This window comes from Citrobacter sp. GW821-FHT02E08, assembly GCF_059421685.1.
In genome coordinates this window covers 244,887-260,496 of sequence record NZ_JBWKVL010000002.1, presented here as the reverse complement: position 1 = coordinate 260,496, position 15,610 = coordinate 244,887, and the positions used below count along the sequence as shown (strand labels likewise).

11 protein-coding genes are annotated in these 15,610 nt (G+C 52.9%); 4 read left to right on the top strand and 7 right to left on the bottom strand.

Annotation, left to right across the window (positions count from 1 at the left end; genetic code table 11):
- Positions 1 to 45 precede the first annotated feature (45 nt).
- Positions 46 to 1,008: a ferrochelatase gene (gene hemH, locus AC07UY_RS03510; protein WP_494700734.1), complete on the top strand. Its 963-nt coding sequence runs from the start codon at positions 46 to 48 to the stop codon at positions 1,006 to 1,008.
- Here the strand turns inward: hemH and aes are convergent.
- On the bottom strand, positions 999 to 1,973 hold the full coding sequence (gene aes, locus AC07UY_RS03505) for an acetyl esterase (protein ID WP_494700735.1): 975 nt from the start codon (positions 1,971 to 1,973) through the stop codon (positions 999 to 1,001). The two genes, hemH and aes, sit on opposite strands and share 10 nt — an antisense overlap.
- Positions 1,974 to 2,126: 153 nt before the next feature.
- Here aes and AC07UY_RS03500 point away from each other — a divergent pair, with 153 nt between their 5' ends.
- On the top strand, positions 2,127 to 3,431 hold the full coding sequence (locus AC07UY_RS03500) for an inosine/guanosine kinase (RefSeq protein ID WP_494700736.1): 1,305 nt from the start codon (positions 2,127 to 2,129) through the stop codon (positions 3,429 to 3,431).
- 114 nt (positions 3,432 to 3,545) lie between these two features.
- Here AC07UY_RS03500 and ybaL read toward each other — a convergent pair whose 3' ends face one another.
- A complete protein-coding gene (gene ybaL, locus AC07UY_RS03495) occupies positions 3,546 to 5,222 on the bottom strand; it encodes a YbaL family putative K(+) efflux transporter (protein ID WP_203358625.1) in 1,677 nt (558 codons plus the stop codon).
- A gap of 235 nt (positions 5,223 to 5,457) precedes the next feature.
- Positions 5,458 to 6,678 (bottom strand): MFS transporter, encoded by a 1,221-nt coding sequence (locus AC07UY_RS03490; protein WP_494700737.1) that lies wholly within the window; start codon positions 6,676 to 6,678, stop codon positions 5,458 to 5,460.
- Positions 6,679 to 6,855: 177 nt separating this feature from the next.
- Between AC07UY_RS03490 and ushA the strand changes: the two genes are divergently transcribed.
- Positions 6,856 to 8,508, top strand: a complete 1,653-nt coding sequence (gene ushA, locus AC07UY_RS03485; RefSeq protein ID WP_494659258.1) for a bifunctional UDP-sugar hydrolase/5'-nucleotidase UshA — start codon at positions 6,856 to 6,858, stop codon at positions 8,506 to 8,508.
- Between the two features lie 194 nt (positions 8,509 to 8,702).
- Here ushA and AC07UY_RS03480 read toward each other — a convergent pair whose 3' ends face one another.
- The 4 genes from AC07UY_RS03480 to copA all read right to left on the bottom strand — a co-directional run bounded on the left by AC07UY_RS03480 (position 8,703) and on the right by copA (position 13,771).
- The gene (locus AC07UY_RS03480) at positions 8,703 to 9,587 is read right to left on the bottom strand and encodes an AraC family transcriptional regulator (RefSeq protein ID WP_494700738.1); all 885 of its coding nucleotides are present in this window, start codon (positions 9,585 to 9,587) and stop codon (positions 8,703 to 8,705) included.
- 105 nt (positions 9,588 to 9,692) lie between these two features.
- Positions 9,693 to 10,172, bottom strand: coding sequence for a Cys-tRNA(Pro)/Cys-tRNA(Cys) deacylase YbaK (ybaK, locus tag AC07UY_RS03475; RefSeq protein WP_192611429.1), 480 nt, complete (start codon positions 10,170 to 10,172; stop codon positions 9,693 to 9,695).
- Positions 10,173 to 10,372: 200 nt separating this feature from the next.
- Positions 10,373 to 11,167 (bottom strand): TraB/GumN family protein, encoded by a 795-nt coding sequence (locus AC07UY_RS03470; RefSeq protein ID WP_494659260.1) that lies wholly within the window; start codon positions 11,165 to 11,167, stop codon positions 10,373 to 10,375.
- A gap of 102 nt (positions 11,168 to 11,269) precedes the next feature.
- Positions 11,270 to 13,771, bottom strand: coding sequence for a copper-exporting P-type ATPase CopA (copA, locus tag AC07UY_RS03465; protein WP_494700739.1), 2,502 nt, complete (start codon positions 13,769 to 13,771; stop codon positions 11,270 to 11,272).
- Between the two features lie 457 nt (positions 13,772 to 14,228).
- On the opposite strand from copA, the gene argH reads away from it, so the two are divergent.
- The gene (argH, locus tag AC07UY_RS03460; protein ID WP_494659262.1) at positions 14,229 to 15,605 is read left to right on the top strand and encodes an argininosuccinate lyase; all 1,377 of its coding nucleotides are present in this window, start codon (positions 14,229 to 14,231) and stop codon (positions 15,603 to 15,605) included.
- Positions 15,606 to 15,610 lie beyond the last annotated feature (5 nt).

Genomic DNA, 15,610 nt, shown 5'->3' with positions numbered 1-15,610 from the left:
TTTTCCGCTACAATTCTCCGCAAAATGAATGGACAAGAGGCGGTAATGCGTCAGACGAAAACCGGTATTCTACTGGCTAACCTTGGCACTCCCGATGCCCCAACGCCTGAAGCGGTCAAACGCTATCTCAAGCAATTTTTAAGCGACAAACGCGTAGTCGATACCCCCCGGCTGTTATGGTGGCCGCTGCTGCGTGGTGTGATTTTGCCGCTGCGTGCACCGCGCGTGGCGAAACTCTACCAGTCTGTCTGGCTGGAAGAGGGCTCTCCGCTGATGGTCTACAGCCGCAGGCAACAGCAGGCGCTGGCCGAACGACTTCCTGACACGCCTGTCGCATTGGGGATGAGCTACGGTTCGCCCTCGCTGGAAAGCGCGGTTGACGAACTGCTGGCCAATCATGTGGAAAACATTGTGGTCCTGCCGCTTTACCCGCAATACTCCTGCTCGACGGTCGCCGCGGTCTGGGACGAACTGGCGCGTATTCTGGCGGGGAAACGGCGTATTCCGGCGATCTCTTTGATTCGCGATTACGCCGACGACAGCGCGTATATCGAGGCTCTGGCAAACAGTGCGCGCGCCTCTTTTTCACAGCATGGCGAGCCGGATTTACTGCTGCTCTCTTATCACGGTATTCCCCAGCGTTACGCCGATGAAGGTGACGACTACCCTCAGCGTTGTCGTGACACCACCCGCGAACTGGTTTCTGCTCTCGGCGTCGCGCCTGAAAAAGTGATGATGACTTTCCAGTCTCGCTTTGGACGTGAACCGTGGTTGACGCCGTACACCGACGAGACGTTGAAAATGCTGGCTGAAAAGGGCGTGGGACATATTCAGGTCATGTGCCCGGGATTTTCGGCAGACTGTCTGGAGACGCTGGAAGAAATTGCGGTACAGAATAAAGAGATCTTCCTCGAGGCGGGCGGTAAAAAATATGAATATATTCCGGCGCTTAACGATGCGCCAGAACATATCGAAATGATGGTGAAACTGACGGCGGCTTATCGCTGAGCATCATCCAGTTGCTGCATGAAGTAGTGTGCGCCATCGCGCAGAGCATCATCAGCGGCTTTCATCATCCGTGAGTAGTGCAGGAAGGCGTGGAGCGTGCCGGGGTACATTTTGTATTCGCAGGGCTGCTGATGCGCTTGTAACGTCTGGTGCAGCAGACGGCTGTCATCAATTAAGGGATCAAACTCTGCTCCGGCAATAAAGCAGGGCGGCACATCACGCGTCAGGTCGTTGTTAAACAGGCAGTAGTACGGCGACTCGCGATCGTCTGCGTCACGCAGATACGCCTGTTCATAATTCTGTAGATCCTGACGGGTTAACCCATCCCAGTGGCCGCCAAACAAACGGCGGCTGACCGAATCCTGCAATCCATACAGTCCGTACCAGAGCAGAATTCCGACTACATCACCGCAGACAATTTGCCTGTCGCGCAACCAAAGCGCACTGGCGAGCGACAGCATGGCGCCTGCCGAATCTCCGGCAAAACCGATTTTCTGCATGTTGAGCGAGAACGCGTCCGCCTGTTGATGGAAGAACTGACAGACGGCGGCGGTCTCTTCGATCGCCTGCGGGAACCGGGCTTCCGGCGACAGGGTGTAATCAATACCAATGACCGTACACTGGGTGTAACGCGCCAGTAGCCGCATAATCCGGTCGTGGGTGTCCAGATTGCCAAGAATAAATCCACCGCCGTGCAGGTAAAACAGAGTGGCTTTGCTCTCGGGCTGTGGAAAGTAAAGGCGCGTGGCGATCGCCCCAAACGGGGTCGGAACGGTGCACTCTTGGGTGTTCATTTCTGGCGCATCGGCGTTCCAGAACTGCCGTTCGCGGGTGTAGTGCTGGCGTTGAGCGTTGATATCGCCGTTGACGGGCCAGGGCGGCAGGTTTTCTTGCTGAAAGTTCGCCACGACGTTCATTTCCGCTGAAATGCGCTCGAGGACGGGGATTTTGTTTTCCGGTTTCATAAAACGCTCCTTGTGAAAGGAACCCATTGTAGAAACTGTCGCCCGATAAACTGCGATCCCGTCGCCCGATATTGAAACTCTGCCTCACGTCGCGCGATAAGGAGGGAATGTGCTACCATTCTTCGCTCCGTTAGCCACCCTTAAAAAACGACCATGAAATTTCCCGGTAAACGCAAATCCAAACACTATTTCCCCGTTAATGCGCGCGATCCGCTGCTGCAGCAAATTCAACCCGAAAACGAGACCAGCGCGTCATGGGTCGTGGGCATCGATCAGACCCTGGTGGACATTGAAGCCAAAGTCGATGACGACTTTGTACAACGTTATGGATTGAGTGCCGGACATTCGCTGGTTATTGAAGATGAAGTTGCGGAAGCGCTGTATCAGGAACTGGTCCGCGAGGATCTGATTACCCATCAATTTGCGGGCGGCACCATCGGCAATACCATGCACAACTACTCGGTGCTGGCCGATGACCGTTCCGTTCTGCTTGGCGTGATGTGCAGCAATATCGAGATTGGCGGCTATGCCTATCGCTATTTGTGCAACACCTCCAGCCGTACCGACCTGAACTATCTGCAGGGCGTTGATGGGCCGATTGGCCGTTGCTTTACGTTGATTGGCGAGTCTGGCGAACGCACCTTTGCGATAAGCCCTGGATACATGAACCAACTGCATGCGGACAGTATTCCGGAGTCGGTGATTGCCGGAGCCTCCGCGCTGGTGCTGACCTCTTATCTGGTGCGCTGCAAACCGGGTGAGCCGATGCCGGAAGCCACCATGAAGGCGATTGAATACGCCAAAAAATACAATGTCCCGGTGGTGCTGACCCTGGGAACGAAGTTTGTCATTGCCGACAATCCACAGTGGTGGCAGGCGTTCCTGAAAGAGAATGTCTCTATCCTCGCGATGAACGAAGAAGAAGCGCAGGCGCTGACCGGGGAAAACGATCCGCTGCTGGCATCCGATAAAGCGTTGGATTGGGTGGATTTGGTGCTCTGCACTGCCGGTCCGGTCGGTCTGTATATGGCCGGTTTTACGGAAGATTCCGTCAAGCGCAAAACGCAGCATCCGCTGCTGCCGGGCGCGATTGCCGAGTTTAACCAGTACGAGTTTAGCCGTGCGATGCGCCACAAAGATTGCATTACCCCACTGCGTATTTATTCGCATATTGCGCCGTACATGGGGGGACCGGAAAAAATCATGAACACCAACGGGGCAGGCGATGGCGCGCTGGCGGCGTTGTTGCACGATATCACTGCCAACAGTTATCACCGCGCCAGCGTGCCGAACTCCAGCAAACACCAATTCAGCTGGCTGACCTATTCGTCGTTGGCGCAGGTGTGTAAATATGCCAACCGCGTGAGCTATCAGGTACTGAACCAGCATTCGCCACGCTTAACGCGCGGTCTGCCGGAGCGTGAGGATAGTCTCGAAGAGTCGTACTGGGATCGTTAAGATCTGACCCACATGCTGTCACGTAGGCCGGATAAGGCGTTTTCGCCGCCATCCGGCAATATTGCCCGGTGGCGCTAACGCTTACCGGGCCTACAAACCGCGCCAGGCACGGGATTAACCCGTCACGACTTCGCCCGCCGGTGGCGTTTCCAGCAGTTCCAGCATGGTGCGCGCGATTTCACGCTCGCCCATGACCACCTGATTCGCACCCCGTTCGGTAATGTATTCCACTTCATCGTCATAATGCGCGCGGGCGATAATTTCGATATCCGGACATTTTTCGCGCGCGGACGCGACAATCTCACCGGCTTCATAACCGTTTGGAATGGTCAGAAGCAGCCAGCGGGCGCAGTCCAGATGCGCCAGATTCATGATCTCTTCATTGGCGGCGTTACCTAACACGGCGCGGATCCCGCGTTCACGCAGCTCATCAACACGAGTACGCGAGGTTTCGATGACCACCAGCGGAATACCGGCCGCCATTAACTTCTCGCCCAGCAGGCTACCGACGCGGCCAAAGCCGACCAGCAGCGCGTGGTTACAGATATCCACCGGGATCTGCTTCTCTTCTTCGATGGCTTCTTCCAGCGTTTGCTCTTCGAGGGTTTCGGTTTTTGCGAGATATTTTTCCAGCAGCGCAAACAGCACCGGATTGAGCATAATAGAGAGGATCGCCCCCGCCAGAACAAGATTCTGCCCGGCTTGCGGCAGCAGATTCAGCGCCATCCCCAGCCCTGCCAGAATAAACGCAAACTCACCGATTTGCGCCAGGCTGGTGGCGATGGTTAATGCGGTACGCTGCGAGTGGCCAAACAGGCGCACGAGGAAAAAGGCGGCGACGGATTTACCGAAAATAATGATCGCCAGCGTCGCCAGAACAGCCAGTGGTTGCTGAATCAGGATCAGTGGATCAAACAGCATGCCGACGGAAACAAAGAACAGTACGGCAAACGCATCACGCAGCGGCAACGTGTCATGCGCCGCTCGGTGGCTCAGTTCTGACTCGTTCAGCACCATCCCGGCGAAGAAAGCCCCCAGCGCAAAGGAGACGTCAAACAGTTCGACCGCGCCAAACGCGATCCCCAGCGCCAGCGCCAGCACGGAGAGGGTAAACAACTCCCTTGAGCCGGTTGCTGCGCTACGCGCCATGATCCACGGCACCAGACGACGCCCGACCAGCATCATAATCGCGATAAACGCGACCACTTTACCGATGGTAATGCCCATGTCGATTGCCAGTGACGCAAAACCGACGTTGTCCTTTTCCATCATACCGGCAACGGCGGGCAGCAGAACCAGCGTCAGCACCATCACCAGATCTTCAACAATCAGCCAGCCAATGGCGATTTGCCCACGCTGACTGTCGATAAGCTGTCGCTCTTCAAGCGCCCGCAACAGTACCACGGTACTGGCGGTGGAAAGACATAACCCAAAGACGATACCGGTCATCGGCGACCAGCCCAGCACAGCGGAAAGCGCCATACCCAGTAACGTCGCCACGGCTATCTGGGCGATCGCACCGGGAATGGCGATGGCCTTTACCGCCATCAAATCCTTCAGAGAGAAGTGCAACCCCACGCCGAACATCAGCAGGATAACGCCAAGTTCCGCCAGTTCAGGCGCAAGTTTAGTATCAGCCACAAAACCAGGAGTAAAAGGACCGGCCAGAACGCCCGCTAACAGATATCCCACCAGAGGAGAAATACGCAGTTTATTGGCAAGCATGCCGAATATAAAAGCGAGCACAAGGCCACCTACAATGGTGGTGATAAGCGGTGTGGCGTGATGCATTCCGTCTCCTTTCTGGGTTGTGTTGATCCATTTTTGGTCTGGAAACCAAAATTCCAGGTAATAGTTTATGACAATTTCGATGTTTATGTTTATGAATAATTGTTGAAATTTGATGAAAAATGGAATTTAAGCAGAAAAACGCACGGATCGGAAAACGAAGGGAGCTTATGAGCAGCAAAGGCTTACAGTGACTGGAAGTGAGTGCGGCCAAAGTTTAGCTTTGGCCGCAGGAAAATCAGGCTTTATGTCGGTTATCAGGTAAGAATATGGTCAGTATCCCCAGAAGTGGCAGGAAAGCACAGATTTTGTAGACCAAATCGATACTGGTATGGTCGGCAACCAGCCCTAACACCGCCGCGCCAAGGCCGCCCATGCCAAAGGCAAAACCGAAAAACAGACCAGAAACCATGCCGATACGCCCCGGAAGCAGCTCCTGAGCATAGACCAGGATGGCAGAAAACGCAGAGGCGAGGATAAAACCAATGATCACGGTTAAAATGCCCGTCCAGTAGAGGGTTGCATAGGGTAAAAAGAGGGTAAAAGGCGCACCCCCCAGAATAGAGCCCCAAATAACATATTTTCTGCCGATCTTATCACCCAAAGGCCCGCCAATTACCGTGCCTGCGGCAACGGCAAACAGGAAGGCAAACAGATGTATTTGTGCGTTTTGTACCGATAATCCGAATTTTTGCATCAGATAAAAGGTGTAATAGCTGCTGATGCTCGCCATATAGAAGTATTTGGAGAATATCAGGATTAACAGGATGCCAACGGCGAGCACCACTTTGTTGCGTGGGAGCGGATTGATAATCACCGCTTTAGGTTTACCTTTACTCATCCGGTGCTGCGCGGCGTACCAGCGGCTTATTTGCGCCAGCACCACAATCGCCAGCAGTGCGGCCAGCACAAACCAGGCCACATTACCTTTGCCATAAGGCGCGATGATAATCGCAGCCAGCAAGGGGCCAAGCGAGCTGCCAAAATTACCACCCACTTGGAAGATCGACTGCGCGAGGCCGTGACGCCCGCCAGACGCCATGCGCGCCACACGGGAGGATTCCGGATGAAACACCGATGAACCCGTGCCGACCAGCGCCGCTGCTAACAGTACCTCGCCAAAACTACCGGCCATTGCCAGTAATACCAGGCCGCTCAGCGTGAAACACATTCCAATCGGCAGCGACCACGGCATGGGATATTTGTCCGTCCAGTAACCGACCACCGGCTGGAAGAGCGATGAGGTTAGCTGGAAGGTGAGGGTGATCATCCCAATCTGCATAAAGGTCAGCGAGAATTCGGACTGCAATAGCGGGTAAATCGCCAGGATCAGCGACTGGATCATATCGTTCAGTAAGTGGGAAAGGCTGATGGCGCCTAAAATGCCAAACGATGTGCGTGCCTGAGCAACGGGCGCAGACGCGCTCGTTAACGGCTGGGTTGGTTCACTCATTGCCATAGAACGTCACTTCTGTTGTTTTGGTTGCGATGTTGGAGATAGTCTGCGTTGTAATTATTACCTGACTAACATACCTGTGGATGGTGTTTGAAGGAAGTCTCAATTCTGAAAACATTTTCGGCTATTATTTCATATCATTGTAATTTCAGCGGTTGATATTGGGTCAGGGAGAGAAGCATGAAATTTTTGAAGCGGGGTGTGGCGCTGGCCGTGTTCGCCGCGTTCGCACTGGCGAGCCAGCCTGCGCAGGCTTATGAGAAAGATAAAACCTATAAAATAACGGTTCTGCACACCAACGATCATCATGGTCACTTCTGGCGTAGCGAATACGGCGAATACGGTCTTTCAGCACAAAAAACGCTGGTGGACGGCATTCGTAAAGAGGTGGCGGAGGAAGGCGGCAGCGTGCTGTTGCTCTCTGGTGGTGATATTAACACAGGCGTTCCGGAGTCCGACCTGCAGGATGCGGAGCCTGATTTCCGGGGGATGAATCTGATTGGCTATGATGCGATGGCCGTCGGTAACCACGAATTTGATAACCCGCTTACCGTCCTCCGCCAGCAGGAAAAGTGGGCTAAGTTTCCTTTTCTCTCTGCCAATATCTATCAGAAAAGTACCGGTGAACGCCTGTTCAAACCCTGGGCTATTTTTAAGCGACAGGATCTGAAAATCGCCGTTATCGGTTTAACCACGGATGATACGGCAAAAATTGGCAACCCGGAGTTTTTCACCGACATTGAGTTCCGCAAACCCGCTGAAGAAGCCAACGTGGTGATTCAGGAATTGCAGATCAACGAAAAGCCGGATGTCATTATCGCCACCACACACATGGGGCACTATGACAACGGGAATCACGGGTCGAACGCGCCGGGCGATGTCGAAATGGCGCGAAGCCTACCGGCAGGGGCGCTGGCGATGATTGTGGGTGGTCACTCACAAGATCCGGTGTGTATGGCAGCGGAAAATAAAAAGCAGGTTGATTATGTGCCGGGTACGCCCTGCGCGCCGGACAAACAGAATGGCATCTGGATTGTGCAGGCGCATGAGTGGGGGAAATACGTCGGGCGGGCCGATTTTGAGTTCCGTAATGGCGAGATGAAAATGGTGGGCTATCAGCTCATTCCCGTAAACCTGAAGAAGAAAGTGACCTGGGATAACGGGAAAAGTGAGCACGTACTTTACACACCGGAAATCGTCGAGAACCAACAGATGCTCTCTTTGCTGACGCCGTTCCAGAATAAAGGCAAAGCGCAGCTGGATGTGAAAATTGGCAGTGTGAATAGCCGTCTTGAAGGCGATCGCAGTAAAGTCCGTTTTGTACAGACCAACATGGGACATCTTCTGCTCGCGGCGCAGATGGCGCGCACCAGCGCTGACTTTGGCGTGATGAGCGGTGGCGGTATTCGTGATTCCATTGAAGGCGGCAATATCACCTATAAAAGCGTGCTGAAGGTACAACCGTTCGGCAACATCGTGGTGTATGCCGACATGAGCGGGAAAGAGGTGATTGATTATCTGACCGCCGTGGCGCAAATGAAGCCGGACTCTGGCGCTTATCCTCAGTTCGCCAACGTCAGTTTTGTGGCGAAGGACGGCAAGCTCAATGATTTAAAAATCAAGGATGAACCCGTTGACCCGGCGAAAACCTACCGAATGGCGACGCTGAGTTTTAACGCCACGGGCGGTGACGGTTATCCGCGAATTGATAATAAACCCGGTTATGTGAATACCGGATTTATCGATGCGGAAGTGCTCAAACAGTACATTGAGCAGAACTCACCGCTGGATGCGAGTACTTACGAACCGACAGGGGAAGTGAGCTGGCAATAATGGCCGTTGTGCCGGATGGCGCTTGCGCTTATCCGGCCTACGGGGGGCACTGCGTGTAAGCTGCCATTCAGCAAAAAACAACCACGGTGCGGGTATGAATCTGTAGGCCGGATAAGACGCTTGCGTCGCCATCCGGCAAAAAATTAGTCCCGGCGCGCAATATCCACGAATTTAGCCGCTACCGGGCATTTTGCTTATTTCAATGGCAATAAGACATCTGTCTGCAATTCATGTTCCGGCAACTGCTGGTCGAGCTGCAAATAACGGAAATAGACCGGAAAATCACGCAATTCCTCACCGCTTTGCGGCAGCCACTGGCGATATAAATAATAAACGCTGTCGCTGATTCGGTCATAGGCTCCGACATGCCTTACCACCGCGCAGCGTCCGCCGGGCAGAGTTTTGCAAATAACGCCTTGCGGGTTAGCCGGAACATGGTCGTTAGCTTTACTCAGTTCACCGCACACATCGAAGCGAAAATCTTCGCCTGGCGTGGTCAGCGGGTCACTATAGGGTACGCCATATGTTCCCTGGATTGTGTAATCTGACAGCCCGGACGCGATGCGCCATTCAATAAATGATTCTACGGTCTTATTTATCCGTAACGGATCGCCGACATGTTCCAGCACGGCCACCTTTATCGGTTCCACTGTAATGATTTTCACGTCCATCTTTTCCATCCTCTGCTGAATTTCCCGTACGGGAAACTGGAAATGCATCTGCCAGTCAATCCACACCGGTTCCTTGCGAAAGCGGCTTGGGGTCAGGCCGAAAGTGTTTTTGAAGGCGCGGGAAAATGATTCCGGGTTTTCAAAACCGGCGTCTAAAGCAATATCAATCACCTTATCCTGCGATTTATTGATTAACCGGAGTGATGCTCTTTTCAGACGCATCAGCATGACGTAGCGGCTGATGCTGATGCCGCAATACAGGCTAAACTGGCGGTGAAAGTGAAACCGTGAAAAGCAGGCGACTTCACTGAGTTGCTCAACCGTCAAAGGGCTATCCAGATGCTGTTCGATAAATGCGAACACTTGAGCGAAGCGTCTGGCGTAAAGATCCGTTTTTTTGTTACTCATTTTCCCCTCCCTCTGGATACTCACTTTGCCTGAGAGGCATGTTAGTGTCCTGACTGAAATTGCTCTTTCGGCTGCAGGTATTTTTCGGGAGGGGCGTTTCGTTTATTAGTCCCGGCGGGCAATATCCGCAAATTTCGCATCAAGGATTTTCGCCAGATCGCCTGCCGCGAGTTCAATATCCAGCCCGCGTTTGCCGCCTGAAACATAAATAGTGGCGAACGTCTGGGCGGGGGCGTCAATCAGCGTCGGCAGCCGTTTTTTTTGCCCCAGTGGACTAATGCCGCCCACCAGATATCCTGTTGTACGTTGCGCCACCATCGGGTCAGCCATATCGACCTTTTTGGCACCCAGCGCTTTGGCGACCTTTTTCAGATCCAACTGTCCGGCCACCGGTGTGACGGCAACGGCCAGCTGTTTCATGTCGCCATTCACGGCAACCAACAGTGTTTTGTAAACCTGATCGGCATTTAATCCTAATTTACGCACCACCTCGTCACCAAAATTTGTTTCATGCGGATCGTGATCGTAGGTATGGATGTTAAACGGGATCTTGTTCTTTTCGAGTAACTTAACTGCGGGAGTCATAACGTTCCTTCTTACTACAAACGTGATATGCCATCAGAATACGTCCGAAGGTGGACGAAAAAATAGTACAATCTTGCGCAATAGGTATTGGCAGTTGCAGCAACTTTGAGCGACAATCGGAAGATCCGGACCTGAGTCCGGCATAATAATAAAGATGAAATTCCTCTTTGACGGGCCAATAGAGATATTGGCCATTTTTTTTAGCGCATCAGTTCCGGTAAATTTCCTTCTCCATAAAGATGCAGCGCCCCCACCGCGACGACATACTGGCCGGGTGGCATGGCGTAGAGTTGATCCCGCCAGGCGATATTACGCTGATGCATAAGCACATCATATAACGACTGACTGAAGGTATTCGGCAGTGTGAGATCGTTATTTTGCGGCGGTGTTTTCAGCCACCAGCTCATCATCTGCTGCAGCAACCTGGCGTTGGTATGCCAGTGCGCCAGCGTATCGTTCAGCAACGCCAGACCGTTATCGGGCAGCTGGCACAGAAGCGCTATCTGGCTGGACGCCCCTTCCAGCTCAATAATGGATTTTTGTGCCTGCTTCGCCGCCTGCAGCAATTGGTAATCAATACCATATTCAGCGCGCAATCCCAGCTGTTGCGCCTGAGTGGCCTGTAAGACCATGGCGATTTGCCACAGCGGCTGGGTTGAGAAAAGAGACGCAGAGATCCCCAGTTCATCGGTGACTTTATGCAGATGACGCAACTGCTCTTCGCTGATACGTTCTTCCAGCGCGGCAAACGTGGGGAGATTCACAAACGGGGTATCGTCGCCGGAGACATCGGCTTCGACGATCAACGCATCGGCCTGTCTGAGCTTTTTCAGTAATTTAGCGGGGAGGGGAGCCATATCGCGACTGCCCATATGGATACTGCCGACCAGATGAAAATGACGATTACCGGGCAAGACAACGTCGATGGCAGGCCAGGTATAATGGTTACCGCGCAATGCGCGCCAGAACGATTTTACCCAGTACATCAGATCCATACGACCTCCCTTAGTAGAACTCCATGCTAGCGCGTGGTCCGGGAAGGTGCAATGCGTGAATTGCCGGATGGCGATGCTTTGGCGTCGCCATCCGGCAAAGATTTACTCTTTCGGTTTAAACCGTAACAGACGGTTGGCATTGCTCACTACGGTAATCGAAGAGAGCGCCATTGCCGCACCGGCGACGACCGGGTTGAGCAATGTACCGGTGAGTGGCCACAAAATACCGGCGGCCACCGGGATACCGATACTGTTATAGATAAATGCCCCCAGCAGGTTCTGCTTCATGTTACGCAGCGTGGCGCGTGAGATGGCAAGCGCATCCGCCACCCCCATCAGACTATGGCGCATCAACGTGATGGCTGCGGTTTCAATGGCCACATCGCTGCCGCCGCCCATCGCAATACCCACATCGGCCTGCGCCAGCGCCGGTGCATCGTTGATACCATCGCCCACCATGGCGACCTGACGCCCCTGACTTTGCAGGCGCTTGATTGCATCGGCTTTGCCGTCCGGTAAGACGCCCGCAATCACCTCATCAATGCCCGCCTCTTTGGCAATCGCGTTGGCGGTTGTGGGGTTATCACCGGTTAACATCACCAGACGGTAGCCCGCACGATGCAAACGCTGGAGCGCCGCCACGCTGTCGCTGCGCAGAGGGTCACGTACCGCCAGTAATGCCGCCGCTTTGCCGTCAATCGCCAGCAGTACCGGGGTTGAACCCTGTGACGCACGGGCTGAAATCTCCGCGTCCATTTCAGTGGTATCCACCTGCTGTTCATTTAACAGCGCCTGGTTGCCCAGCAGCAGGGTATGCCCCTCCGCTTCACCACTCACGCCTAAACCGCGCAGTGTCCGAAAACCATTCACCTGCGGCAGCGTTGCCTCTGCGGCTTTTTCCAGAATGGCGCGGGCCAGCGGGTGGCTTGAGCCTTGTTCAAGGGCTGCCGCCAGGCGCAGCGCCTGGGCTTCATCTGTTGTGCCAAAGGTTTTGATTGCCACCACCTGCGGTTTCCCTTCGGTCAGCGTGCCGGTTTTATCAAAGACCACCGTATCCAGCGTACTGGCGCGTTGTAAGGCATCGGCATCCCGGACCAGCACGCCAAATTCGGCGGCGCGGCCCACACCGGAAATAATCGACATCGGCGTTGCCAGCCCCAGCGCACACGGACAGGCGATGATCAGCACCGTCGTGGCAATCACCAGCGTGTAGACAATTTGCGGTGCCGGGCCAAAGAAATACCAGATAGCGGCGCTGACCAGCGCAATCACCACCACGACGGGCACAAAGACGGCAGAAATTTTATCGGCCAACTGACCGATTTCCGGTTTGCTGCTCTGCGCCTGGCGTACCATGCGGATAATCCGCGACAGGGTGGTGTGACTGCCGACCGCGCTGGCGCGGAACAACACACTGCCGTCCTGAACGACCGTTCCGGCATGCACGTTGTCGCCTTCGCCTTTTTGTTGCGGGATCGGTTCACCGGTGAGCATTGCTTCATCCAGCCAGGCTTCGCCCTGGGTGATTTCACCGTCTACCGGCACCCGATCGCCGGTGGTCAGTCGCAGTAACATACCGGCCTGAACGTCGGCCAGTGGTACGCTTTTTTCACCCTCTTCGGTGACGACGCGCGCTGTCGGCGGCGTTAAATCGAGAAGTTTTTCCAGCGCCTTCGAAGAGCGCTGACGGGCGCGCGCTTCCAGCATGTGTCCGAGGTTAATCAGACCGATGATCATGGCGCTCGCTTCATAATAGAGATGGCGCGCTTCCATCGGGAACCACTGCGGCCACAGGTTGACGCTCATTGAATAGAGCCAGGCCACCCCGGTACCGAGGGCGACCAGTGTATCCATCGTGGCGGCGCCGTTCATCAGGCTCTTCCGCGCGCTGCGATAGAAATGGCCGCCCGCAAAGACCATCACGGCGAGGGTGGCGAGACCAATTGCGAGCCACAGGCTGCGGTTATCGGCGGTGACCATCATGTTGTCGCCGATCATCCCCCAGACCATCACCGGTACGCCGACCAGCAGCGCGACAATCGCCTGCCAGCGAAAGCGCTTCATGGTGGCGACGGCGGTCTCCTGCTGACGTTCACGGCGTTTCGCGTCATCTTCAATGGCTTCTGCGCCGTAGCCAGCTTTTTCCACCGCCTGCACTAAATCTGCGGCGGACGCGCTGCCCATGACCAGCGCAGTGCGTTCCGCCAGGTTTACCCGTGCCTGCGTGACGCCCGGTACGTTTTGCAACGCATTTTGTACCCGGGAAACACAGCTGGCGCAGCTCATGCCGCTCAACAGCAGTTGTTGGCTGTCATCATCGACCGTTGCTGCCGGAAGCTCAGGAGGGACCGCTGCCAGCGCTTCCGACGGGGTTGATGACTCCGCCAGCGGTTTAGCCTTTGGGTGGCTTAACTCCGCACCATAGCCAGCTTGTTTGATGGTTTCGATCAAGGCTTCGGCGCTGGCGCTACCGGTGACGTGCGCTTCAGTCACGGTGACGTCCGCCTGTTCCACGTCCGGGCGCTGCTCAAGACTCTCTTTTACGCGTTTGACGCAGTGACCACAGGACAGGCCGTCCAGGGTCAGGTCGATGGTGTGAGACATAACAAAACTCCTTTAAAATGGTCAGATAGTTATTGACCTGAGTAATCGTATTGACTAACTGTTATAAAGGTTAAACCTTCCATCAAGGGGAAGGTCAAGCCCGGAGTTTGCATTTGTATATGGGATATCAAATCATTCACTGTACTGATGGATATTTCTTGATTTTTATCAAGTAATTGTCGCTGTTTTCTTCTGTTTAGCAGATTGTATTTTTACACATCTAAATATGCTGAATGTATTTCTCTTAAAATGGTGTTTTAAATGTGATGAAGATCTCTTTATTTAGCTTAAAAGATTAGCAAACAGAATGATTTAATAAATGCAATTAATTTCATTATAAGTCGATTTAATAAGTCTATTTGTTGACAATTAAAGGCCAAATTTTGTAATCTGAAACTGAATTAAAACCGATTATCTAGCAATTTGACTATTCTGTAACAATTAAGCAGGAGGCTTTATGTCTACAAAGTTATGGGGCGGGCGTTTTGATATGCCAACAAATAAATTAGTTGAATCCTATAATGCAACTATTATGTTGGAACAACGCTTGTGTCCCTTTGATATTCAGGGGAGCATAGCTCATGCCACGATGTTGGGGCGTCAGGGAATAATCACGCAGGATGAAGCCAATGCAATTATTGGCGGATTAAAACAGGTAAATAAGGAGATTGACGACGGTCAATTCATTTTCGATACTGTTGATGAAGATATTCATATGGCTATTGAAAGGCGGATGACTGAAATTATCGGACCCGTTGGTGGAAAACTCCATACGGGGCGGAGTCGTAATGACCAGACTACCGTTGATTCTAAAATGCATATGCGAGCAACCATTCGTGAAATTCAACAGGATATTACTAACCTACAAAAAATAATAATTAACAAAGCCGAAAATAATATTAATGCGATAATGCCGGGCTATACCCATTTACAAACTGGTCAGCCCATTCTTTTATCTCACTGGATTATGGCATATTACTGGATGCTACGTCGTGACTGGAATCGATTTGAAGATCTCTATCAGCGTATGGGTGAGTGTCCCTTAGGCGCAGCGGCTCTTGCCGGTACGACTTTCCCTATTGATCGTGACTTTACGGCCCATGAGCTTGGTTTTGATAAACCGACTGAGAACAGCATTGATTCCGTCAGCGATCGCGACCATATGGTCGAATTCACCGCTGCAGCAGCGATGTGCTTTATGCATCTTACTCGCCTTTCAGAGGAGCTGGTTTTATTCTCTAGCCAGGACTTTAAGTTTATTGAACTTTCTGATGATTTCTGTACTGGTTCCAGCATCATGCCGCAGAAAAAGAACCCTGATGTGGCTGAAAAAATGCGCGGGAAAGGTGGCCGTATGTACGGAAATCTGATGGCCATGCTGACCATTATGAAAGGGATACCGCTCGCGTATAATACGGACATGAGCGAGGATAAAGAGCAGGTCTATGATTCTATGGATACACTACAGACTAGCCTAAAAATTATGGCTCCTATGCTCGATAAAATGGTTATTCTTGCCGAAAATACTCGTGCTGCAGCAGCCCGGGGGTTCTCGAATGCAACAGATATGGCCGATTACCTGGTCCGTAAAGGTATTCCTTTCAGGGAGGCTCACCATGTCGTTGGCAGTGCGGTGAATTATTGTATTAAACATAAGAAAATGTTAGAAGAGCTCACTATGGAAGAGTTCTCCGCATTTGATAATAAAATCGAAAGTGATATTTATGAGAGTATTTCTCTGGAAGCCTGCATTAAAGCCAGAATGTCTTATGGTGGAACCGGGCCTGATGCTGTTAAAAAGCAGATTGAGATTGCCAAATCATATTTAAAATAATTCAG